This window comes from Methylobacterium sp. OAE515 (assembly GCF_041806315.1).
Taxonomy (GTDB): Bacteria; Pseudomonadota; Alphaproteobacteria; order Rhizobiales; family Beijerinckiaceae; genus Methylobacterium; species Methylobacterium tardum.
In genome coordinates this window covers 4950227-4971796 of the sequence record NZ_JBGMUV010000001.1, presented here as the reverse complement: position 1 = coordinate 4971796, position 21570 = coordinate 4950227, and the positions used below count along the sequence as shown (strand labels likewise).

The following is a 21570-nucleotide window of genomic DNA, read 5'->3' as shown; positions in this document are numbered from 1 at the left end:
ACCACAATCAAGCGGCCTGACGTCAAATCCTAGAACCGCGCGGTCAGGAACAGCCGGACGTTCCGCCCGGGCAGCAGGATCTCGTCCTTCTTGAACGAGGTCGAGTTGCGGATGTCGTCGTTGAGCAGGTTACGGCCCTGGAGTCCGAGGGTGATCTCGCTCGCGCCGTACACCGCCGGATCGACGGCCTTGGTGTAGCTGACCTCGGCGCGCAGGTCGTCCCAGCCTGGGGTCGGGGTCTCGAACACCGCGGTTGCGAGATGGTCGAACGCGTGGAGCAGGTTCACCCGGGCGAACCACCCGTCGGCCCGCAAGTAGACGCCGCCGCCGAGGCGGTAGGGCGGGATCCGCGGCACGTTGGTGCCGTCGTCGAACTTGGCGCGGACGAAATCGAACTGGGCCTCGATCCCGGCGAAGCCGTTGCCGACCGGGACGAGATCGTACTGGCCGATGATCTCGGCGCCGTAGAAGGTGGCGTTCTGCTGCTGATAGACGATCTGCCGGTTTTCCGTGCCGGTGCCGCAGGAGGCGAAGTCGTCGTCGCAGGTGAGCCCCGTGTAGTTGCGGTAGATGAAGCCGGTGTAGCGCGTGTAGTAGCCGGTGGCGTCGAGGCGCAGCGGTCCCTCCGCGCGCCGGATTCTGGCTTCCATCGTGCGGGCGCGCTCCTTCTTCAGATTCGGATTGCCGATCTCGAAGGTCGCGGTGGCGTCGTGCGGCCCCTGCGAGAACAGCTCGTAGCCGGTCGGCCCGCGCTCGACATAGGAGCCGGTCAGGCTTGCCACGAACCCGTAGGGCAGGTCCTGCAGGGCGCCGAGGCTGGCGCTCTTCGGGGCAAAGCGCCGGGTCAGCGGGTACTGGAACGGCTCCTGCCCGTCGACCGGCACGTAATCGGCCGGGAACTGAGCGGCCGTGCTCGACAGCCGGTCGACCTCGTAGCGCCCGGCGGCCTGCAGCCGCGTGCCGGGGCGCAGCTCAAGCTCCTCGAACAGGTAGACCGCATTGGCGCGAGACTCGGTCTTGGGCAGGAAGGATTCGAGCTGCGTGTTGATCACGCGCCGGTCCGACTGGAAGCCGAGCGCGCCGGTCAGCGTGCCGAATTTCGTGAAGACCGGGACGTGCTGGAGCTCCAGGCGGCCTTCCGCCTCACGGTTCTTGAAGATCGCCTGGACACCCTCGATCCCGTCCTCGCCGATGCCGACCTCGTTGTGGCGATAGACCGAATAGCCCGCCCAGTAGCGGATCACCTCGAACGGGCCGTCGAGCGGGCGGTACTCGCCGCGAGACAGGACGCGGTCCTGGTTCGGGGTGAGCCGGGTGCGATCCTGCTCGGCGACCCCGCCGGGAATGGCGTAGACCGCGTCGTAATGGCTGAAGGAGATGCCGACGAAGCCGCGGTCGCCGATCGCCGAGATGCCGACCGCGCCGCCCTGCGACTCGTTGTAGGAGTTGCGCTGGATCCCGCCGGGGATTGCGTAGCTGTCGTTGGCGGTCTTGAACCCGTCGGCATGGACCGCGATGCCGTCGCCGCCAGCATCCACGGTCGCCGCCCCGAGCCGGCCATTGTCCACGCTGGAGAAGCCGCTGGTGACCTGCCCCTGCACCCCGTTCGCCGGGATGAAGGTCGGCACCCGGTTGTTGTCGGCCGAGACGACGCCGCCGATGGCGCCCGAGCCGTAGCGCAGGGTCGCGGGGCCGCGGATCACTTCGACCCGGTCGGCGACCAGCGGGTTTACCGGGACCGCGTGGTCCTCGCCGAGATCCGACACGCCGCCATTGACGATGCCGTTTTCCTGGATCCGCACCCGGGCGTTGTCGAGGCCGCGGATGATCGGCCGAGACGCCGCGCCCGGCGCGTAGGTCGTCCCCGAGATGCCGGGCCGATCGAACAGGGCATCGCCCAGCGTCCGCGGCTGGTCGCGGGCGATCTGGTCCTGCGTCACCACGGTGACCGGCGAGAACGTGTTGGTCGCCACTGGCAGGATCCCGACCGGTACCGAGAGATCCGGAATCGGCGCCGTGCGCGGGGCCTGGATCGGGCTCGGACTGGTGACGCTGATCTCTTCGAGCGCGACGGCTTGCTGCGCCCGCGCAGCGGACGAGGCCATGAGGCCGATGCCGAATGTCGAGGAGAGGACCGTGCCGGCCAGGAAGCCGAAGGAGCGCGCGAGAGGCATCGAGACCCACAGAGTGTTATATCGTTTCATTGTTGCGGTGCCTCGGTCTTGCGCAAGGGATAATCCGGACTGGGATCAACAGCCGGTAGAAACGTTACATCGTTGCAACAACTCGGTGCGCGGCCAACCGGGCCGGCGATCACACGGATCGGACAGGGAGTCGTGCGGGCTCCGCGAGATCCAAGCCGGATCGGAAAATCATCTGCCGTGAACTCGGCTCGTCAGCCCGGGGACGCGGAGCAACGTCGGGGACCGATCTGCGCCGGGGGGCGATGTCGGGGCGCGTCCACGGCTCTGGATGGCCCTCCGGCGTAGTCCTGCGGGTCGGGGCTCGCATACGGCGTCCCGGAATGACGGCGCGGAACGCCGATCCTGCCTGCAGTGTCTGGCCGCTGCGGCGCTTCGCCGGCCCGGCTTGGCGGCGCCGGTCAGGCCGGCAGCCCCTCCGTCTCGTCCTCGGCCTCGATCTCGGCGTCGGCCTCGGTCACCTGACCGGACGCACCCGCCGCCTCCGCCAGACCGCGTGCGGCCTTGCGCAGGAGCTTGCGGAGACGGCGGCGGTCGGTCTTGTCGAGATGGTCGAGCAGCTCGGCCTCAACCTCCTCCTGGATCCGCTCGATCGCTTCGGCCTTCGCCAAGCCCGCCTCGGTGAGCTGGACCCGCACCACGCGGCCGTCGCCCGATTCGGCCCGGCGCTCGACGATGCCGAGGGCGGCGAGCCGGGTCACGGTCTTCGAGGCGGTGGGGGGTCGCACGCGCAGCAGCGCCGCAAGGTCGCCCATGGTCATCGTGCCGGCCGCGGCCAGAGCCTGAACCACCTGCTCCTGCCCAGCGAACAGGCCGAGCTTGGCAAGCCGGTCGCCGGTGCGGGCCCGGTGCAGGCGCGCCGCCTGCACGAGCGCCCAGCCGACGGAGCGGACGCCCGGCGGCCGCATCCGCTTGGAGGACGGATCCGGGGTCGCCCCATCCCCATCCTGACGATCGCGTTTATGCTTGTCGCCCACCGGAGCGCCCGAGTTCGTGCCGGCGGCCGCCGGATGATCCTGAATCTGCACCGTCCGCCCCCGTCACCGGCCGCCCCAGACCCTGTGGCGACGACCGGTGACGCTGCGATGACGGGACCGGACCAGCCGGCCGTTCAGCAGTGCATGAGGCGCTGGAGCCGGTCCAGGATATCCTCGCCCGTGCAGGGTCGGGCGATGAAATCGGCGTGCTCGGGCATGCGGGCGGGGTCCGGTGCCGCCCGCCCCGAGACGATCAGGATCGGCAATTGCGGGCGCGCTTCCGCCACCGAGCTGGCGAGGTCGAAGCCGTCCGTCTTGCCCGAGAGCTGCACGTCGGTGACCAGCCCGCAGATATCCGGGCGCGCCTGCAGGATGCTGAGCGCCCGCTCGGCGGAGGCGCACTGAACGGTGTCGTAGCCGCCTTCCTCCAAAACGTCCCCGAGGTCCATGATCGTCAGCGCCTCGTCCTCGACGAGGAGGATGACCGGCCGATCGCCGCTTGAACCCGTCTGCTCGCTCGCCACTGTGTACTCCCTCTGGCAGCGTCCGGCCGCGCGGGGCCGCCGCACGCGTCTTCAGCCGTAGGCCCAACGGCAGAAACGGTCCCGGGTTGCAGCCGAGTCCGGCGCCCGCGCCCCATCGATGGAACAATCCGACGTCAGGCCATCGCGGAAGCCTGCTCGGTCACGACCGCCGCGACCGCGTCGATCAGCCGGTCGAGATCGGCGCCCGGAATGGTGAGCGCCGGCGTGAGGTAGACGATGTCGCCGAACGGCCGCACCCAGACGCCCCTGTCGAGGAGCCGGGCCTTCAGGACAGCGAGGTCGGGCGTGCGCGCGAACTGCACCGCCCCGATCGCACCGAGAACCCGGACCTCGGCCACGCCGGGCACCTGCCGCAGCGGCGACAGACCGTCCCGCAGCCGGGCCGCAATGGCGCGGGCCTGATCCAGGCGCGGCTCGGTCTCGAACAGGTCGAGGCTGGCATTGGCCGCCGCGCAGGCGAGGGGATTGGCCATGAAGGTCGGCCCGTGCATGAGCGCGGCCGCTGGATCGTCGGACCAGAACGCCTCGAACACCTCCGTGCGGGCGATCGTGGCGGCCAGCGCCATCGTGCCGCCGGTGAGCGCCTTCGACAGGCACAGGATGTCGGGCACGATCCCGGCCTGCCCGCAGGCGAACAGGGTGCCGGTGCGCCCGAAGCCGGTGAAGATCTCGTCGGCGATGAGCGGCAGACCGTGGGCGCGGGCGAGCCGGGCCACGGTGGCGAGCACCTCCGGGGGATGCGTGCGCATCCCGCCCGCGCCCTGGACCAGCGGCTCGATGATCACGGCCGCCAGGGTCTCGCGATGCGCCGCCATCGCCGCATCGAGCGCCTCGGTCTGCACCCGAGTCCGCGGCAGGTCGCAGAACAGCTGCGTCGGCAGGTAGGCGCCGAACCGGCGGTGCATGCCCTCCTCGGGATCGCAGACCGACATCGCCCCCATCGTGTCGCCGTGGTAGCCGCCGCGGAAGCTCAGCACCTTCGTCCGTCCGCTCACGCCGCGGTTGAGCCACATCTGCGCAGCCATCTTCAGGGCGACCTCCACGGCCACCGATCCCGAATCGCTGAGGAAGACATGGTCGAGGTCACCGGGCAGAAGCGCGGCCAGCCGCGCCGCCAGCCGCTCGGCCGGCGCATGGGTCAGGCCGCCGAACATCACGTGGGGCATGCGCGCGAGCTGGTCGGCCACGGCGCCGGCTATGTGCGGGTGGTTGTACCCGTGCACTGCGGTCCACCAGGAGGCGATGCCGTCCACGAGTTCGCGGCCGTCGGCGAGCACAATGCGGCTGCCGTGGGTGGCCACCGCCTCCAGGGGCGGGGCGGCGACGCGCATCTGGGTGTAGGGCCGCCAGAGATGATGCGCGGGCGTATCGGAATTCATGTGTTCGGCATGGTCGGGCCACGAATAGGGGTCAAGGGTCCGCTGCCTGCCGCTTGACTTTGCCGCCACGGCAGCTCCCATCCGCGCCCTGATGGACAGCCTCGACGCCTTCGCCCGCGGGAAACTCGACGCCCTTCAAGCCGGCAGCCTGCGGCGTCGCTTGACGCCGACCGAGCGCGGCCCCGGCGCCGCGGCGGCGCGGGGCGGCCGGACGCTCGTGTCGTTCTCCTGCAACGACTATCTCGGCCTCTCGCACCATCCCCGAGTGATCGCCGCCGCCCAGGCGGCAGTCGCGGCCCACGGCGCGGGCGCGGGCGGCTCACGGCTCGTGACCGGCGATCATCCGTATCTCGGTGCGCTGGAGGCGGGGCTCGCGCGCCACAAGGGCGCCGAGGCCGCCCTTGTCTTCGGCAGCGGCTATCTCGCCAATCTCGGCATCACCCCGGCGCTCGCCGGGCGGGGCGACCTCGTCCTGCTGGACGACCTCTCCCATGCCTGCATGTGGGCCGGGGCGCGGCTCTCCGGGGCGCGGGTGCTGACCTTCCGCCACAACGATCCCGGCGACCTCGCGCGGGTGCTCGCCGAGCACCGCGCCCAGCATGGACGCGCCCTCGTGCTCACCGAGCGGGTGTTCAGCATGGACGGCGACCGGGCGCCGCTCGGTGACATCCTGGGCGTCGCGCAGGATTTCGACGCCTGGACGCTGGTCGACGACGCCCACGGGATCGGGGTGGTCGAGGATGGGCCGCGGGCGCCGCTCGAGATGGGAACCCTGTCGAAGGCGCTGGGCTCCTACGGCGGCTATCTCTGCGCCTCGCGCCCGGTGATCGACCTGCTGACGAGCCGCGCCCGCAGCTTCGTCTACACCACGGGCCTGCCCCCGGCCTCGGCCGCCGCCGCCCTGGAGGCGCTGGCGATCCTGGAGGCGGAGCCCGAGCGGCGTGCCCGGCCCCTGACGCTGGCCCGGCGCTTCACCGCCCGGCTGGGCCTGCCCGAGGCCGAGAGCGCGGTGGTGCCGGTCCTGATCGGGGAGGCCCAAGCTGCGCTCGAGATCTCGGCGGCCTTGGAGGCCGCCGGCTTCCTCGTCGTGGCGATCCGCCCGCCGACCGTGCCGGCGGGGACCGCGCGGCTGCGGGTCGCCTTCTCGGCGGCCCACGACGAGACACAGGTCGATGCCCTCGCGGCGGCGGTGGCGGCCCTCACCGGCCGCGCCTGACAGCCGCTTCCCGTCGGCCCCGCCGGCACCTATACCGGGCCCGACGGAGCGCGCGGCGCTCCGCAACACCCGTCACCGACGAACGGGCGAGCAGGATCGAGAGGACGACGCCATGGATGCCAGCGCGCTGCGGGCCCTTCAGGCTCCCATCAAGGACAAGTACCGCACCGCGCCGGATTCCGCGGTCATCACCCTGAAGGCCAAGGGCACGCTGGACGACACCAAGATCGCCTGCAAGGTCGAGACCGGCCGCGCCATCGCGGAGGCGGGCCTGCACCCGGCCACCGGTGGATCGGGCGCGGAGCTGTGCTCGGGCGACATGCTGCTCGAGGCGCTGGTCGCCTGCGCGGGCGTGACGCTCAAGGCAGTGGCGACCGCCCTGGAGATCCCGCTGCGCGCCGGCACGGTCAGCGCCGAGGGCGACCTCGATTTCCGCGGCACCCTCGGGGTCGACAAGGAGGCGCCGGTGGGCTTCCGCAGCATCCGGCTGTTCTTCGAACTCGACACCGACGCGCCGGAGGACAAGCTCGCGCAGCTCCTCAAGCTTACCGAGCGCTACTGCGTGGTGTTCCAGACCCTGAACCACAAGCCCGAGCTGTCGGTGGCCACGACCACGGTCTGAGAGCGGAGGGCATCATGGCGGGCGGCATCACGCAGACCGAGTACTGGAACGGCGAGGTCGGCACCCGCTGGGCGCGCAACCAAGCGGTCCTCGACGCGATGTTCGTCCCGCTGACCGAGGCCCTGTTCGCGCCGCTGGCGCTGCGCGCAGGGGCATCGGTCCTCGATATCGGCTGCGGCGCGGGGGCGACGACCCTGGAGGTCGCGCGCCGGGTCGGTCCCGGCGGCCGCGTGACCGGCGCCGACATCTCAGCGCCTTTGCTGGCCGTGGCGCGGGATCGCGCGGCGGCCGAGGCCCCCGGAGGCGCCGCGATCCAGTTCATCGAGGCCGATGTCGAGGCCGTCGATCTCGGTCGCTTCGATCATAGTCTTTCGCGCTTCGGCGTTATGTTCTTTCCCGATTCCGCCCGCGCCTTCGCGAACGTTCGCCGGATGCTCAAGCCGGGCGGCCGGCTGACCTTCCTGTGCTGGCGCACCCTGCCCGAGAACCTATGGGTGAGCGTGCCGCGCGACGCGGTGCTGCCGCTGCTGGCGGAGATCCCGCCGCTGCCGGAGCCCGACACGCCGGGGCCGTTCCGCTTCGCCGATCCCGACCCGCTGGTTGCCCTGCTGCGCGGCACCGGTTTCGACAGCGTGACCTGCGATGCGGTCGATCGGGACATCGTCCTCGGACAGGGCGAGACCGACGCGGCGGCGACAGCGGCCGCCACCCACGTCTCCCTGAACCTCGGTCCGAACTCGCACCTCGTCCGCGAGGCCGCGCCGGATCTGCGGGCGCGGGCCGAAGTGGCGGTGACCGAAATCCTCCGCCCTCACGCTGAAGGCGGGACCGTGCGCCTGCGCGCCGCCTGCTGGCTCGTTCAGGCCGAATAGGTTCTGCGCTGCTAATTCGGTCTGGGCCGTTGCTGCGAGCCTGCCGTCTTTGCCAGCGGAATGAAGCAATCCAGGGCAGCGCCACGATCCCAGACGTCCCGCTGCCCTGGGTCACGTCGCTCCGCTCGTGATGACGGAGCGCGTGACACGCGCCGAAGGAGCCGACCGGAAACGGTCTCAGAGTCCCAGCGCGCCGCCGTCCGAGCGTGGATCGTGGGCCGCCTCGATCCGCCCGTCGCGGGGATGCCGGACCAGCATCCCCGCATGCCCGAGGGAGTCGATGTAGGAGCCGCCCAGTTCCTCGATGTCATGGCCGAGGCGGCCGAGCGCCGCGATGCAGGCCGGATCGAACCGGTCCTCCACCTTCACGCTGAGCGAGGGCGCGCCCCAGGTCCGACCGTAGAGGAGGCGCGGCGCGTCGACGGCATCGGCGACCGACATCCCGTGATCGGCGTAGCGGGTGAAGATCTGGGCCTGGAATTGCGGCTGCCCGTCACCGCCCATGCTGCCGTAGCTCATCACCCGTCCGTCGTCGAAGGCGGCGATGGCGGGAATCAACGTGTGGAACGGCCGCCGGCCCGGCTCCAGCGGGTTGACGGCCTTCGGGTCGAGGGAGAACGACATGCCGCGGTTCTGCCAGCAGATGCCGGTGGCCGGCAGCACCGTGCCGGAGCCGTACTCCCAGTAGACCGACTGGATGTAGGAGACGGCGAGGCCATCCCGGTCGATCGCCCCCATCCACACCGTGTCGCCGTGGCCCGGATCGGGCAGGGGCACGCGGGCGGCGCGGCCCATATCGACGAGCGCCGCCTCGCGGGCGAGCCGCTCCGGGGTCAGGAAGGCGGCCGGGTCGTGCCGCAGGCGGCCGAAATCGGTGACCACCCGGTCGCGAATCGCGAAGGCCCGCTTCGTCGCCTCGATCAGGCCGTGATAGTGGGCGGTGGTCTCGGGCTCCGTGACGTTCAGCCGGTCGAAGATCCCGAGGATCAGCAGCGCCGCGAGACCCTGGGTCGGCGGCGGGAAGTTGTAGAGCGTCGCGTCGCGGCGGCGGATCGACAGGGGCGCCCGCTCGGCCGCCGCGAAGGCTTCGAGATCCGCCCGGGTCACCGGCGCGCCGAGGCGTTCGAGATCGGCGGCGATCTCCCGCCCGATATCGCCGCGGTAGAAATCGCCGAGGCCCGCATGGGCGAGCTGCTCCAGGGTGGCGGCGAGCCGGGGAAGGGTCCGGATCTCTCCGGCCGGGTAGGGTTTCCCGTCCTTCAGGAAGGTTTTCGAAAAATTCGGCGCGTCGTGAAGCGTGTCGAGTTCCTGGGGCACGTAGCGCGCCTCGGAGGGTGAAACCGGGACGCCGTCCCGCGCCTGCTTGATGGCGTCTGCGAGAAGCGTCTCCAGGGGCAGCCGGCCGCCGAGCGCCCGGGCCAGCTCCAGGGCGAGGCGCCAGCCGCCGACCGCGCCGGCCACCGTCACCATGGCGTCGGGGCCGCGCGCGGGGATCGCGTCGTACTGCTTCTCACGGTAGCGCTGCATCGTGGCGAGGCGCCCGGCCGGGCCGCAGGCCTCGATGCCGCGCACCCGGCCGCCGCGCTCGCGCACCAGCCAGAAGCCGTCGCCGCCGATCCCGTTCATGTGCGGGTAGACCACCGCGATCGAAGCGGCCATCGCCACCATCGCCTCGATGGCGTTGCCGCCCTGGGCCAGCACCGTCTGGCCGGCCTGGGCGGCCAGGCTGTGCGGCGCGGCAACGGCGGCGGTGGAGAAGACGGGGGTCTCGGGCATCGGCGGTCCTGTGGTGTACCAGCCGCAGGGTTAGGCGAGCTTGTGCATCCTGCAAAGTCCGGACGTATCCGGGCTGTGCACCGTGCTATGCTGTGCCTGTGTCGGGACCGATTGCCGAAGCGGCGGAGCGTGGAGTGTCGATCCGTCCAACCCGCTCCATCATCCTGAGGTGCCGCGCAGCGGCCTTGAAGGATCGCTCCGCCTTCCGGACGCCTCCTGCGAGGCCTCCGCTGCGCCGCGGCGTCCCAGGATGAGGGATTGGACTGGATCCGCCGGTTGCCTCACCGGTGAAGCGCGCATCGCGGATCGCAGCAGCGCGCACCGGAACGGAAGCCTCACGCTGCCGGCCCGTCTCGCGGTCGGCCTCGGCCTCCTGGTCACGCCGGCCATGGCCCAGCAGCAGGTCCGGACCGCGTTCGAGGGCGCGGGCGCCGATCCGCGCGTCTCGGTCTCCCAGCCGGAGACCACCAGCCAGGCCTCGGGCGGCTATGTCCGCTCGGTCGAGCCTTATCTCGGGCCGCTCGGCGATCCGCTGGGGATCCGCCCCGTTCTGAAGGAACGCGGCATCGAGTACAGCCTGACCTACATCGCCGATGTGCTCGGCAACCCTGTCGGCGGAGTCCGGCAAGGTGCGATCGTCGAGGACCGCCTCAACCTGCGGCTCAACCTGGACCTCGACCGGCTCGCGGGCTGGCAGGGCGCCACGGTCCACGCCAACGCCTACTTCATCCACGGCACCGGCCTGTCGCGCTACTATGTCGGCAACCTGCTCACCACCAGCGTCATCGAGGCGCTCCCGTCGAGCCGGCTCTACGTGCTCTGGCTCGACCAGAGCCTGATGGACGGCCAGCTCGGCATCCGGATCGGCCAGCAGGCCGCCGATACCGAGTTCTTCGTCAGCCAGACCGCAACCCTGTTCGTGAACTCCACCTTCGGTTGGCCCGCCATCACCGGGCTCAACCTGCCGAGCGGCGGCCCGGCCTATCCGCTCGCGGCGCCGGCGATCCGTGCCAAGTACGTGCCCGGCAACGGCTTCTCGCTGCAGGTCGGGCTCTACGACGGCGATCCGGCCGGTGCGAACCGTCCCGGGGACGATCCGGAGGCGCAGCGCCTCGACCGGACGGGCACCAATTTTCGCCTCCACGACCCGGCCCTGCTGATCGCCGAGGCGACCTACGCGTACAACATCGCCCCCGGATCCACGGGCCTGCCGGGCGACATCACCCTGGGCGGCTGGCAGCATTTCGGCCGGTTCGACAGCCTGCGCTTCGACATCACCGGCGTGCCGCTTGCCGACCCGAACGCCACCGGGATCGGGCGGCCGGTGCGCGGCAATGCCGGCCTCTACGCGATCTTCGACCAGACGCTCTATCGGGAATCGGGCAAGGACGACGAGGGCCTGGGCTTCTTCGTGCGGGCCGCGTGGTCGCCGACCCGCTCCAGCCTGATCGACGCCTACCTGGATACCGGCCTCGCCTATAAGGGCCTGTTCGGCGGCCGCGACGACGACACGATCGGCGTCAGCGTCGCCTACGCCCGCATCAGCGACGAGGCCCAGCGGGCCGACCGGGACACGATCCTCTACACGGGCCTGCCGATCCCCCGCCGCCGCGCCGAGGCGGTGATCGAAGCGACCTATCAGGCCGTCGTGGTTCCGGGCTTCACGGTGCAGCCGGATGCCCAATACGTCATCCACCCGGGCGCCGGCATTGCCGGTCCGGACGGCCGGCGGCTGCGCAATGCGGCGGTGCTCGGCCTGCGCGCGACCGTTCAGTACTGAGCCGGCCTGCGACGGCTCGACCGGGAACGCTCGCACGACCCCGCCTCTTTCAAAGGCATGTTGATCTTCGAGTGGGTCGTCGGCGTGCTGTTCGGCGCGGTCCTGTTGGCCGGGCTGGCGCGGCGGCTCGGGGCGCCCTATCCGGCCTTCCTGGCGCTCGGGGGCGTCGCCCTCGCCTTCGTCCCGGGCGTACCCAACCTGCAGCTCGATCCCGAGCTGGCGCTGGCGCTGTTCCTCGCGCCGGTGCTGCTCGATGCCGGTTTCGACGCCTCCGTGCGGGACATGAAGGAGAACTGGCGGGCGGTGCTCGGGCTCGCGGTCGGCGCCGTCGTGGTGACGACGCTCGCCGTGGCCTTCGTGGCGCGGCTCGTCGTGCCGGACATGCCGCTCTCCGCCTGCATCGTGCTCGGGGCCGTGGTCGCCCCGCCCGACGCGGTGGCGGCCCTGGCCGTGCTCAAGCATGCGCCGATGCCCCATCGCCTCGCCACGATTCTGCGCGGCGAGAGCCTGCTCAACGACGCGGCCTCTCTGCTGATCTACCGGCTCGGCGTCGCGGCGGCGATGGCCGGCAGCTTCCACCCGGCCGAGGTGGCGCCGATCTTCCTGCTCGGCGTGGTGGCGAGCCTCATCGTCGGCCCCTGTCTCGGGCTCCTGTTCGTGGCCGTCACGCGGCGCGTCACGGACCCGGCGAGCGCGATCGTGCTGCAGTTCGTGGTCGCCTTCGGAATCTGGCTCGCCGCAGAGCGGCTGGAACTGTCCGGGGTGCTGACCATCGTCAGCTTCGCGGTCACGGTCGCCCGGCGGGCGCCGGGCACCACGGCACCGCGCGCCCGGGTGATCTCCTACGCGGTCTGGGACACGGCGGTCTTCGTGCTCAACGTCCTGGCCTTCGTGCTGATCGGCATCCAGGTCGACCCGATCCGGGAGCGGCTGACCGGCGGGGATGCGTGGCAGGCCCTGGTCCTCGCGGCCGCGACCTTCGCCACCGTGGTGGTGACGCGCCTTGCCTGGGTGCTGCCGACTACCCGGATGCGCGGCCTCGGCATCCGCCAGGCCGGGGCTCCGGCGCGCCTCGGGCCCGGGCTCGCGATGTCCTGGGCGGGCATGCGCGGCATCGTGACCGTCGCGGCCGCCCTGGCACTGCCCGCCGAATTCCCGCACCGGGACCTCGTGGTGTTCACCGCCTTCTTCACCGTGCTCGGCACCCTGATCGTCCAGGGCCTGACCCTGCGGCCGCTGCTGGCCCACCTGCGCCTGGAAGACGACGATCCGGTGGGCCGCGAGACCGGCCGCGCCCGGGCCGCCGCCTACAAGGCCGCCCTGGACAGCCTCGCGGATGCCGAGGACGAGCCGGCGACGGATGCGCTGCGCGCCGAGTTCCGGGCGGCGCTCGCTGAGGCCGAAGAGCACGAGGAAGGCTTGGCGCCCGAAAGCCTGCCGGCGGATGCCGCCCGGCGACGAGCCGTCGAGGCCGCCCGCGACGCGGTGCTGGCCCTGCGCCGCAAGGGCCGGATCGGCGACGACGCCTATTTCCTGCTGGAGGAGGAGTTCGATTGGGCCGAGCTCAGCGCGACGCCGCGCGCGGAGACGTGAGGGCGGCGCGGATCGGTCGCGCAGCGCAGGGCGATCAGACGCCCTTTCGGGCCGCGACCCGCGCCTCGATCGCATCCCACACCGCCACCGACAGGTCTGGGCCGCCGAGTCGCTGGATCGCTCGGATGCCGGTGGGGGAGGTCACGTTGATCTCGGTGAGGTGGCCGTCGATCACGTCGATCCCCACCAGGATCAGGCCGCGGCGCGCCAGCTCGGGGCCGATCGTCGCGCAGATCTCGCGCTCGCGCTCGGTCAGTTCCGACGCCGATGCGGCGCCGCCCCGGACCATGTTCGAGCGGATGTCGTTGGCGGCCGGGACGCGGTTGACCGCGCCCATGGGGACGCCATCCACCAGGATGATGCGCTTGTCGCCCTCGGTGACCCGGTCGAGGTAGCGCTGCACCACCCAGGCCTCCCGGAAGGTCGCGGCGAACAGGTCGAACATCGAGCCGAAGTTCGGATCCTTCTCGGTGACCTTGAAGACGGCCGCGCCGCCGTGCCCGTGGAGCGGCTTCATCGCCACGGTGCCGTGCTCCAGCCGGAACGCCTCGATTTCCGCCTTGTCGCGGCTGATCAGGGTCGGCGGCATCAGCTCGGGGAAGTCGAGGACGAACAGCTTCTCGGGGGCGTTGCGGACCTCGAACGGATCGTTGACGACCAGCGTCTCCGGATGGATCCGCTCCAGCATGTGGGTGGCCGTGATGTAGGCCATGTCGAAGGGCGGATCCTGGCGCATCAGCACCACGTCCGTCTCCGCGAGGTCGATCCGCTCCGGCGGCGTCAGGGTGAAATGCGCGCCCTCGACGTCCTGGACGGTCAGCCGCTCGACCCGCGCGGTCACGCGCCGGCCCTGCATCGAGAGCCGGTCGGGCGTGTAGTACACAAGGGAATGACCCCGCCGCTGGGCTTCCAGCAGCAGGGCGAAGGTGGTGTCACCCGCGATCCGGATATTCTGGATCGGGTCCATCTGAACGGCGACGGTCAGGCTCATCCAATACGCCCCTTGTCGGCGGCGGGATCCTCGACCGCGCGCCGCCTCAATCGTCGGACAGCGACTTGCTGCCCGTGCGCTTGTCGTAGTCGCCGATGGCGGAGCGGCACTCGGGCGAGAGGCGCTTGCGGTTGCGCATCATGCAGCGGTCCGCGTCCTGGCTGTTCGGGTCGACGCCGGCGCAGAGGCGGAAGTAGTCATTCGCACAGCCAAGCTGCAAGCCCTGGTCCTCGCGTTGGGCGTAGGCGGGGCCGGCGCTGAGCGCGAGCAGCGCCAGCGCCGCCGTGGCCAGGCCGCGGCGGGAGAAGCGCAGGGATCGTTCCGGAACCAGTCGCATCCAGCGGTGTCCTCAAATTTCGCTCGGGCGGAGAACCGACGTGGCGGTCCCCCCTCCACCCGCGTCCGGCATATCGGTCGCGACAGGCGCTAGGCAAGCACCGGAGGTCCACAGCGGTTCCGCACAGCGCCGTCGCGGCCGCGGCTCTCCGGGCTGTGCCCTCCGGGACGCAGCATCGTTCGCGCCGGCAAGAAAAAGGCCCCGCCCGGGATCGGGCAGGGCCTTGAAGTCGAAGGGAGGAAACGCCCGCCATGGGCAGATCAACAATCGCAAGTCGCGCGCCAACTCGCCCGCACGCCCGTCCGGACCCTGGTCCGAGCCGTCGAGCCCCGGAAAGACTCCGTTAACCATGGCGTGCTGGATTGTTTCCGTAGCCCTTGCCGACGCCCTCCGCAGGGCCCGGGCCGGACGCTCGGACCGCCGACAGGAGCCGGAGACCATGACGCTTTTCAAACCACAGGAGATCGGCTGCCCCCGTCTGTCCGCGCAGGCGATCAGCCCGATGCGCGAATCGACCGCAGCCGCCTCGGCGGTCCTCATCCCGTTTCCCGGCCCGGAGGCGCGGCGGACCTGCCGCGTCCCGCGCTCCGGTGAGCGGCGCGGCGAGATCCTGCTGTTCCTCGGCGTGCGCTACGAGCGCCTCGCCTCCTGAGCGGGCGGATGCCCGGACGGCCGCGCGACGTCTCCCACGGTTCTCTCATGCCAGTCCCGGACAGAAGGCGTGTCACCCGCTTCCGCACGGCAGCCTGCCTCCTGCCGACCGGCATAGCCCTGGCCCTGCTCGCGGCTTGCACGCAGAGCGGCGATTTCGGGCGGCCGCGGACGGGCGTCTGGAACGGCCTCATCGACACCACGGGCAGCTTCAGCACCCATGACCGCGGCCGCCTGCTGCTGGACTCGGGCCTGACCGACGACGAGCAGGCGCTGCGCGACCGCGCCTGGCGCTTCGTGCAGCCCGCCAGCACCTTCTCGGCCTTCCAGGACGCCGTACTCGGCCTCGCGAGCGCCCATGCGACGCCGGCCACGTGGCGCGTCGAGGAGATCGGCGCCTACTACGCGACGTTGACCGCCGCACCGTCCCGCTCGCCCGTCTCCCGCTATCGCCAGCTCGGCGACGACGCCACCGCGGATGCCCGCCTGATCCCGATCTTCACGGCGCTCGCGGCCCGGGTCATCGACGCGGATGCCGCCCGGCTGCGCAGCCTGCCCTTCGCCAAGACCCTGAACGATGCCGACATCCGGCTGGCCGCGCAGCGCGTCGCCGAGAACCGCTGCCTCATCGCCTGGGTGCGGGTCGAGGCGGGCCTTCGGCTCGCCCGTTACCGGTTCGCCCTGGAGCACCTGTTCGCCGAGGCGCCGGCCGCCGAGTCGGTCGGGGCGGAGCGGTCGCTGACGATGCTGGCGGCCCGCCGCAACCTGCTCGACCCGCTCCTGCCGCCCGACGCCGCGGCGCGGTGCGGCTTGGAGCCTGTCCCGCTCCCGGTCGCCCAGGCCGGCCCGCTCGTCGTGAAGGACTGAAGCCGCCGCTAGCGGCCAGTGCCCTTGCCGGACGTGTCCTTCGACGTGTCATCCGTCGCCGTGTCGGTCGAGCAGGAGACGGCCTGGACCGCGGCATTGGCGGCGGGGCGCTGGCTCGGCAGGCCGGCGATCACCCGCACCACCACGAAGCCGCGATTGTCCGGCGCGACGATGCGCACGTCGCGGCTCGGGTCGTTCTCGTCGTCGTCGGCGAGCGCCTCGTCGTACTGGGCGCGGGTGAGGATCACGAGGTCGAGGGCGCCGCGGACCGCCGCCTGATCGGTCACCGCGTAGAAGGCGCCACGCCGCGCATGGGCGGCGAGCGACAGCGACAGCGGACCGGTCCGGGCCGAGACGCGCATGGGACCGTCGGTCAGGTCGTAGGCGCAGACACCCACCGCCACCGCCGGATCCGGGATCGGCAGCCAGGCCTCCGGCGGGGAGGGGTCGTCGCCGGTGGCGACCGTGTAGATCGGCTGCGGATGCTCCAGACTCTCGCTGGTGCGGGCGCGCGAGACGGCATCCGTCTCCGACAGGTGCGGGATGGCCAGGACCGCCGCGATGTGGACGATGCCGGCGATCACGAGCCCGAGCAGCGTGGCGTAGACGAAGCGCAGGCTCACGAGGCGCATCCCAGGCGGGTGATGGCCGGCACCGAGGTGCGGTCGAGGGATCCGACGCTCGCGGCGGCCGGTGTGTCGTAGAGGCGCAGCGCCAGCCGCACCGGGCCGCTCGCCCGGGGGCTCGGGAGCCAGTTCCCGGGCTGGACATCGGGCCCGAGCATCACGCTGAACCGTCCATCGGGCGTCCGCAGGACCTCCGTCGAGGTGAAACCCTCGCGCACCGGCGGACGGCCCGGCTCGCGCGGGCCGCGGCCCGCCACCGTGAGCGTCCAGGCGCGGGCCGGGGGCGTCGCGCCGCCGATCTGGTAGGTGCAGGTGGCATCGAGCGCTCGGCCCATGTCGTCCACCGCCGCCGTCATCAGCAGGCCCTCGCCGACCGCGAGCGGGATCTCACCCCGCCGGGCATTGACCGCACGCGTGTACGGATCAGCATTCGCCGCGCTGGCCCGGGGCCATGCGGTCCAGGCGCCAACCTGTACGCCGCCGAACGGATAGCCGCCGCTCGTGGCCCAGTCGGCGGTGGCGAGGCCGAGGGCGCCGCCGAGTGCGAGGGCGTAGACGGCCAGTCCCGCCACGGAGCTCTTGCGCCAGAGGCGGGCGACGAGCCGCACGGCGCCGCTACGCCGGGGCCCCTCGACCGCCGACATGCGGCCGAGGGCTTCGGAAATCGCGAGCTTCATGCGCTCACCGCATCTCGATGAAGCCGCCGGCCGAGCGGCCGCCTTCGGCCACAGCGCGGGGCTGGCCCGCCGGTCCGGCCGATGCCCTGTCGTCGGGCTTCTTTCCGGACTTCGGATCCGCGGCGCCGGACCGGGCGCCCGGATCCGCGGCGGGCGCCCGGTCGACCGTGCGGAACAGGCCGTTCAGGCCGCTGATCACCTCGAAGGAGCGGCGCGAGAGCTTGCCGTAGGCACTGGCATTCGGGTCGGTCGGGGCCGTCGGGCCGCCGGAGGCCTGCTGCTGGGCAGCGCGCGGGCTGTCCTTCAGGCCCGGCAGGCCCTTGATCTCGATGCCCTGGTGGGCCGGCTCCATCACATCGTGCCAGGTCTGGGCCGGGAGCGAGCCGCCGGTCAGCTTGTTGGTCGAGGTGTGGTCGTCGTTCCCGAACCAGACCGCGCCGACGTAATTGCCGGTGTAGCCGACGAACCACGCGTCCCGGTAGGCGTTCGTGGTGCCGGACTTGCCTGCGACCTTCACGCCCTCGAGCTGCGCCCGCTTGCCGGTGCCTTCCTCGACGACCTTGTTGAGCATGAAGTTCATGTCGGCCACGACCTGGGGCGAGAGCACCCGCTCGGGCGCCTCGTCGGCGTGCCGGTAGATCACCTCGCCCGAGGAGTTCTTCACCTCCATGGCCGCGTAGGGCTTGGCCCGGAAGCCGCCGTTGGCGAACACCGCGTATCCGGCCGCCTGATCGATCACCGTCACCTCGTCCGAGCCGATCGGCATCGAGACCGTGTCGATCAGGTTCGAGGTGATGCCCATCTTGTGGGCCAGTTCGGTGATCTTCGCGCGCCCGGCCTTGGCGGCCCGGGCCTCGTGGCTGATGCCCATGGCCTTGCCCAGCGCGATCGAGATCTTGATCGGGATGGTGTTGATCGACTTCGCCACGGCGAGCCACATCGGCACCCGGCCCGCATAGGAGCGGCCGTAATTCTGCGGGCACCAGTTGCCGATGCAGACCGGGCTGTCGACGACCGTCGTATCGGGCTTGAACAGGCCCGAGGCCAGGGCTGCGGAATAGACGTAGGGCTTGAACGACGAGCCGGGCTGGCGCAGCGCGTCCGTGGCGCGGTTGAACTGGCTCTCGCCGTAATCGGCGCCGCCGACCATGGCGCGCAGCGCCCCGTCGGGGTCGAGGATGACCATGGCGGCCTCGTCGACATCCATGGCGTCGCCGGACTTGCGCAGGATGTCGGCCACCACCTCGTCGGCGCGCTTCTGGATCCCGAGGTCGAGGGGCGTCTTCACGGTCAGCACGCGGTCGTTGCGCAGCTTTCCGGCGTCGGCCATGCCCTTGATCTCGCCGAAGGCCCAGTCGAGGTAGTAGTCGGCGGTGATGTCGCGGGTGCGGGTCACCGGCGTCGCCGGGTTGCGCAGGGCCGTCTGGATCTGGCCCTCGGTGACGAAGCCGGCCTCGACCATGTTGTGCAGCACGTCGGCCGCCCGGGCGCGGGCCGCCGGCAGGTTGACGTGCGGGGCGTACTTGGTCGGCGCCTTGAACAGGCCCGCCAGCATGGCGGCCTCGGCGAGGCTGATGTCCTTGAGCGGCTTGCCGAAATAGTAATCCGCCGCCGCCACCGCGCCGAAGGTGCCGCCGCCCATATAGGCCCGGTCGAGGTAGAGCTTCAGGATCTCGTTCTTGGTCAGGTGGCTCTCGAGCCAGAGCGCCAGGAACGCCTCGTTCACCTTTCTTTCGAGCGAGCGCTCGTTCGTCAAAAACAGGTTCTTGGCGAGCTGCTGGGTGATCGAGGAGCCGCCCTGCGTGCCGCCGCCGCCCTTCGAGTTGTTCACGAGCGCCCGGAGGGTGCCGATCGGGTCGATGCCCCAATGCTCGTAGAAGCGCCGGTCCTCCGTGGAGACCAGCGCCTTGATCATGATGTCGGGAAACTCGTCGAGCTTGAGCGAGTCATCATGCTTAATGCCGCGGCGCCCGACCTCGGTGCCGTAGCGGTCGAGGAAGGTTACGGCGAGGTCCTGCTGCTTCAGCCAGTTCTCGCTGGTGAGCTGAAAGGCGGGCTGCGCCAGCGCCAGCATCAGCACGGCGCCGCCGGTGCCGATGGTGACGGCCTCGCTGGTGAGGTCGAGGGCGACGCGCTTCCAGCCGCGCACCGCGAAGCGGCTCATGACGCGCTGGAAGCGCTCGTAGGCCTCGCCGGTGGACTGGCCGCCGTCGTACAGGCTGGCATTGACCCAGGCGTCGAACGCGAGGGCGGCGCGTTCGAAGCGGATCTTGATCTCGGTGAGCGTCGGCAGGCGCACGATGTCGAACCCGGCTTGTCGAGCGCCTCTGCGGCGGATGGTGACGCACCCGCGCCGCCGGCGCGAAGCCTGCGCCCGGACCACCGCGCGGCGCTCCCGTCCATAGCAGGATCCGGAACCGTCGGCGAGGCTCTGCGCAGTCTCACGAATCGCCGCGGACGAGCTTGGGCATAACGCGTGAGGGCGCGATCGGGTCACACCGCTGCGCCGATCAGGCTTGGAGCCCATCGACCCCCGTGGTTCCGGGGCGCCGAAGCCGAGCCCGGAAGGACGGCGTTGGTCGTGCAAGGCGGCCACACGCATCGCCCAAAAACTCTGGCGCTCATGGGCCGACTGCTACGCTTGCAGCGGTCCCGCGGCTCGGGCAGAGAGACGCACCTCCCGATCGAGAGACCTGAAAGATGCCCAAGCCCGAGGCGCCGCGCCGCGGGGCCGTCGAGCCGTTCTGGCGGACCAAGACCCTCGACGCCATGAGCCCCTCCGAATGGGAGAGCCTGTGCGACGGGTGCGGCCGGTGCTGCCTGATGAAGCTCGAGGACGAGGATACCGGCGAGGTCCACCACACGGATGTCGGCTGCACGCTCCTTGACGGGCTCACCTGCCGCTGCCGCGACTATCCGCGCCGCCAGAAGCGGGTGCCGGACTGCGTCCGTTTGACACCCGAGGCGGTGCGCACAATCGCGTGGCTGCCGCCGACCTGCGCCTACCGTCTCGTCCGGGACGGTGAGCCGCTGTACCCGTGGCACCCCCTGATCTCGGGACGGGCCTCGAGCGTCCACGAGGCCGGCATCTCGGTCCGTGGCAGGCTCTCCGGCAACGAGGAGGAATTCTCCGAGGACGAGTTGCCGGACCGGATCGTGGACTGGCCGGCCCGCGACCCCTACGGGGATTGAGGCCGGGACAGGCGCTCAGCCGGTTCCGGCATCGCGGCCGATCAACCTGCCCCCGGCCAGCCCGTTCAGGGCGATAACGATGGCGACCGCCGCCGCGTGGATCAGGAGGTCGGTCGCCGTCGCGTCGTGCGGATGAACCGGCATCAGCAGCGCCGCCGCCGCCGCCGCCACCGCGAGGCCGCCCAGGGCCGCCGTGAGATTCGGCCGCAGAGGACAGGCGCGCCGCAGCATCACGACGATCAGCGCCGAAAGGGGCACCGACACGCAGATCAGGAAGCTGAAGCAGCCCGTCACCGTGTGGGCGCCCGGAATGTCGGATCCCGGCGCGACCCACTCGCGCAGGCAGCCGAGACCACTCGCCCCGATCCACAGGGCCAGCGGCGGCACGGGCAGGAACGCCCAGCCGATCGAGCGACCCGGCACGCTGGTGGCAAACGCCGCGAACGCGGCCGCAGCAGCGGTCAGCACGGCGCCCACGGCGGCCAGGGCGAGATCGGGGACGCGCATCCGAAGCATGAACCCGCCCGTGCCGAACCAGGCCGCCAGCCCAAGGCCGATCAGCAGGGCCGAGCCGAGCCACAGGGCCGCGCGCAGGCCCGGAGCCGGGAGCGGCCGCACGGGTTCGAGGTCGCCCGCGAGGTCCTCGACGAGTTGCTCGTGGCGGGACAGGCTACAGCCGACGCGTTCGGGCATCATTCCCTCTCCTGCGTCAGGCTGGCCCGGAGCGCCTTCAGCGCGCGGTGTAGATTGACCTTGAGCGCGCCCTTGCTCCGGCCGGTGAGCGCCGCGGTCTCATCGAGCGAGAGTTCGCGCAGGCCGAGATGCTCCACCGCCTGCCGCTGCCCCTCGGGGAGGGACGCCACCGCGCGCGCCAGGGCGGCGGCGCGGTCCCGGGCCTCGAGGCCTTGGCCGGGGGCGGGTCCGGGATCGACCTCGGCCTCGTAGGCCAGGGGGTCGTTGACCTCCCGCGGCCGGCGACCCGAACGGCGCAGGCGGTCGATCACCCGCCGCTGGGTGATCGCGCGCAGCCAGGGCAGGAACGGGCGCGTCGGATCGTAGCTCGCCCGCGCCCGGTGGACCGTCATCAGCGTATCCTGCACGACGTCGTCCACCGCCTCGCCGCGCACGCCCTGCCCCCTGGCGATCGCCGACACGACCGGCAGGCAGGCCTTCAGCAGGGCGCGATAGGCGGCTGCGTCGCCGCCCTGCGCCGCCGCCATCAGAGCCGCAAGATCCTCTTCGAGCGCCATCCGGGCTCCGCCGTTCCG

General features: G+C 71.4%; 20 protein-coding genes. 8 read left to right on the top strand and 12 right to left on the bottom strand.

Annotated elements, in window-relative coordinates; all coding sequences use genetic code 11:
* Positions 1–29 precede the first annotated feature (29 nt).
* The 4 genes from ABIE45_RS24295 to ABIE45_RS24280 form a co-directional block, all read right to left on the bottom strand.
* Positions 30–2174, bottom strand: a complete 2145-nt coding sequence (locus tag ABIE45_RS24295) for a TonB-dependent receptor domain-containing protein (RefSeq protein ID WP_192708879.1) — start codon at positions 2172–2174, stop codon at positions 30–32.
* A 428-nt stretch (positions 2175–2602) separates the two neighbouring features.
* Positions 2603–3229, bottom strand: coding sequence for a MarR family transcriptional regulator (locus ABIE45_RS24290; RefSeq protein ID WP_192708878.1), 627 nt, complete (start codon positions 3227–3229; stop codon positions 2603–2605).
* 83 nt (positions 3230–3312) lie between these two features.
* Complete coding sequence (locus tag ABIE45_RS24285; protein WP_192708877.1) at positions 3313–3702, bottom strand: response regulator; 390 nt, start codon at positions 3700–3702, stop codon at positions 3313–3315.
* A 134-nt stretch (positions 3703–3836) separates the two neighbouring features.
* Entirely contained in the window at positions 3837–5102 is a 1266-nt protein-coding gene (locus ABIE45_RS24280; protein WP_192708876.1) for an adenosylmethionine--8-amino-7-oxononanoate transaminase, read from the bottom strand.
* Positions 5103–5193: 91 nt separating this feature from the next.
* Between ABIE45_RS24280 and ABIE45_RS24275 the strand changes: the two genes are divergently transcribed.
* From ABIE45_RS24275 to ABIE45_RS24265, 3 genes are all read left to right on the top strand, one after another.
* Positions 5194–6318 (top strand): 8-amino-7-oxononanoate synthase, encoded by a 1125-nt coding sequence (locus tag ABIE45_RS24275; RefSeq protein ID WP_192708875.1) that lies wholly within the window; start codon positions 5194–5196, stop codon positions 6316–6318.
* A 112-nt stretch (positions 6319–6430) separates the two neighbouring features.
* Positions 6431–6940 (top strand): OsmC family protein, encoded by a 510-nt coding sequence (locus ABIE45_RS24270; RefSeq protein WP_192708874.1) that lies wholly within the window; start codon positions 6431–6433, stop codon positions 6938–6940.
* Positions 6941–6954: 14 nt separating this feature from the next.
* Complete coding sequence (locus ABIE45_RS24265; RefSeq protein WP_192708873.1) at positions 6955–7812, top strand: methyltransferase domain-containing protein; 858 nt, start codon at positions 6955–6957, stop codon at positions 7810–7812.
* 177 nt (positions 7813–7989) lie between these two features.
* Here the strand turns inward: ABIE45_RS24265 and ABIE45_RS24260 are convergent, their stop codons facing one another.
* Entirely contained in the window at positions 7990–9588 is a 1599-nt protein-coding gene (locus ABIE45_RS24260; RefSeq protein WP_192708872.1) for a gamma-glutamyltransferase family protein, read from the bottom strand.
* 388 nt (positions 9589–9976) lie between these two features.
* On the opposite strand from ABIE45_RS24260, the gene ABIE45_RS24255 reads away from it, so the two are divergent.
* Both ABIE45_RS24255 and ABIE45_RS24250 read left to right on the top strand, forming a co-directional pair.
* On the top strand, positions 9977–11368 hold the full coding sequence (locus tag ABIE45_RS24255; RefSeq protein WP_192709065.1) for a carbohydrate porin: 1392 nt from the start codon (positions 9977–9979) through the stop codon (positions 11366–11368).
* Positions 11369–11425: 57 nt separating this feature from the next.
* Positions 11426–12961 (top strand): sodium:proton antiporter, encoded by a 1536-nt coding sequence (locus ABIE45_RS24250; RefSeq protein WP_192708871.1) that lies wholly within the window; start codon positions 11426–11428, stop codon positions 12959–12961.
* Between the two features lie 34 nt (positions 12962–12995).
* Here ABIE45_RS24250 and gshB read toward each other — a convergent pair whose 3' ends face one another.
* Positions 12996–13952 (bottom strand): glutathione synthase, encoded by a 957-nt coding sequence (gshB, locus tag ABIE45_RS24245; RefSeq protein ID WP_192708870.1) that lies wholly within the window; start codon positions 13950–13952, stop codon positions 12996–12998.
* A 46-nt stretch (positions 13953–13998) separates the two neighbouring features.
* Positions 13999–14289 carry a hypothetical protein gene (locus ABIE45_RS24240; RefSeq protein ID WP_192708869.1) on the bottom strand — a complete coding sequence of 97 codons (291 nt, stop codon included), beginning with the start codon at positions 14287–14289 and terminating at the stop codon, positions 13999–14001.
* Between the two features lie 439 nt (positions 14290–14728).
* Here ABIE45_RS24240 and ABIE45_RS24235 point away from each other — a divergent pair, with 439 nt between their 5' ends.
* Both ABIE45_RS24235 and ABIE45_RS24230 read left to right on the top strand, forming a co-directional pair.
* Entirely contained in the window at positions 14729–14941 is a 213-nt protein-coding gene (locus ABIE45_RS24235; RefSeq protein WP_192708868.1) for a hypothetical protein, read from the top strand.
* Between the two features lie 47 nt (positions 14942–14988).
* Complete coding sequence (locus ABIE45_RS24230; protein WP_192708867.1) at positions 14989–15807, top strand: hypothetical protein; 819 nt, start codon at positions 14989–14991, stop codon at positions 15805–15807.
* Positions 15808–15815: 8 nt separating this feature from the next.
* Here ABIE45_RS24230 and ABIE45_RS24225 read toward each other — a convergent pair whose 3' ends face one another.
* From ABIE45_RS24225 to ABIE45_RS24215, 3 genes are read right to left on the bottom strand one after another with little or no spacing between them, the layout of a single operon-like run.
* Entirely contained in the window at positions 15816–16439 is a 624-nt protein-coding gene (locus ABIE45_RS24225) for a hypothetical protein (RefSeq protein ID WP_192708866.1), read from the bottom strand.
* Entirely contained in the window at positions 16427–17110 is a 684-nt protein-coding gene (locus ABIE45_RS24220) for a DUF1214 domain-containing protein (protein ID WP_192708865.1), read from the bottom strand. Before ABIE45_RS24220 ends, ABIE45_RS24225 begins: the two co-directional genes overlap by 13 nt.
* Positions 17111–17114: 4 nt before the next feature.
* Entirely contained in the window at positions 17115–19409 is a 2295-nt protein-coding gene (locus tag ABIE45_RS24215) for a PBP1A family penicillin-binding protein (RefSeq protein ID WP_192708864.1), read from the bottom strand.
* A gap of 401 nt (positions 19410–19810) precedes the next feature.
* Between ABIE45_RS24215 and ABIE45_RS24210 the strand changes: the two genes are divergently transcribed.
* Positions 19811–20302 carry a YcgN family cysteine cluster protein gene (locus tag ABIE45_RS24210; protein ID WP_192708863.1) on the top strand — a complete coding sequence of 164 codons (492 nt, stop codon included), beginning with the start codon at positions 19811–19813 and terminating at the stop codon, positions 20300–20302.
* Between the two features lie 15 nt (positions 20303–20317).
* On the opposite strand, the gene ABIE45_RS24205 is transcribed toward ABIE45_RS24210, so the two are convergent.
* Positions 20318–20998, bottom strand: coding sequence for an NrsF family protein (locus ABIE45_RS24205; protein ID WP_373622596.1), 681 nt, complete (start codon positions 20996–20998; stop codon positions 20318–20320).
* Positions 20995–21552: a sigma-70 family RNA polymerase sigma factor gene (locus ABIE45_RS24200; RefSeq protein ID WP_192709063.1), complete on the bottom strand. Its 558-nt coding sequence runs from the start codon at positions 21550–21552 to the stop codon at positions 20995–20997. Before ABIE45_RS24200 ends, ABIE45_RS24205 begins: the two co-directional genes overlap by 4 nt.
* Positions 21553–21570 lie beyond the last annotated feature (18 nt).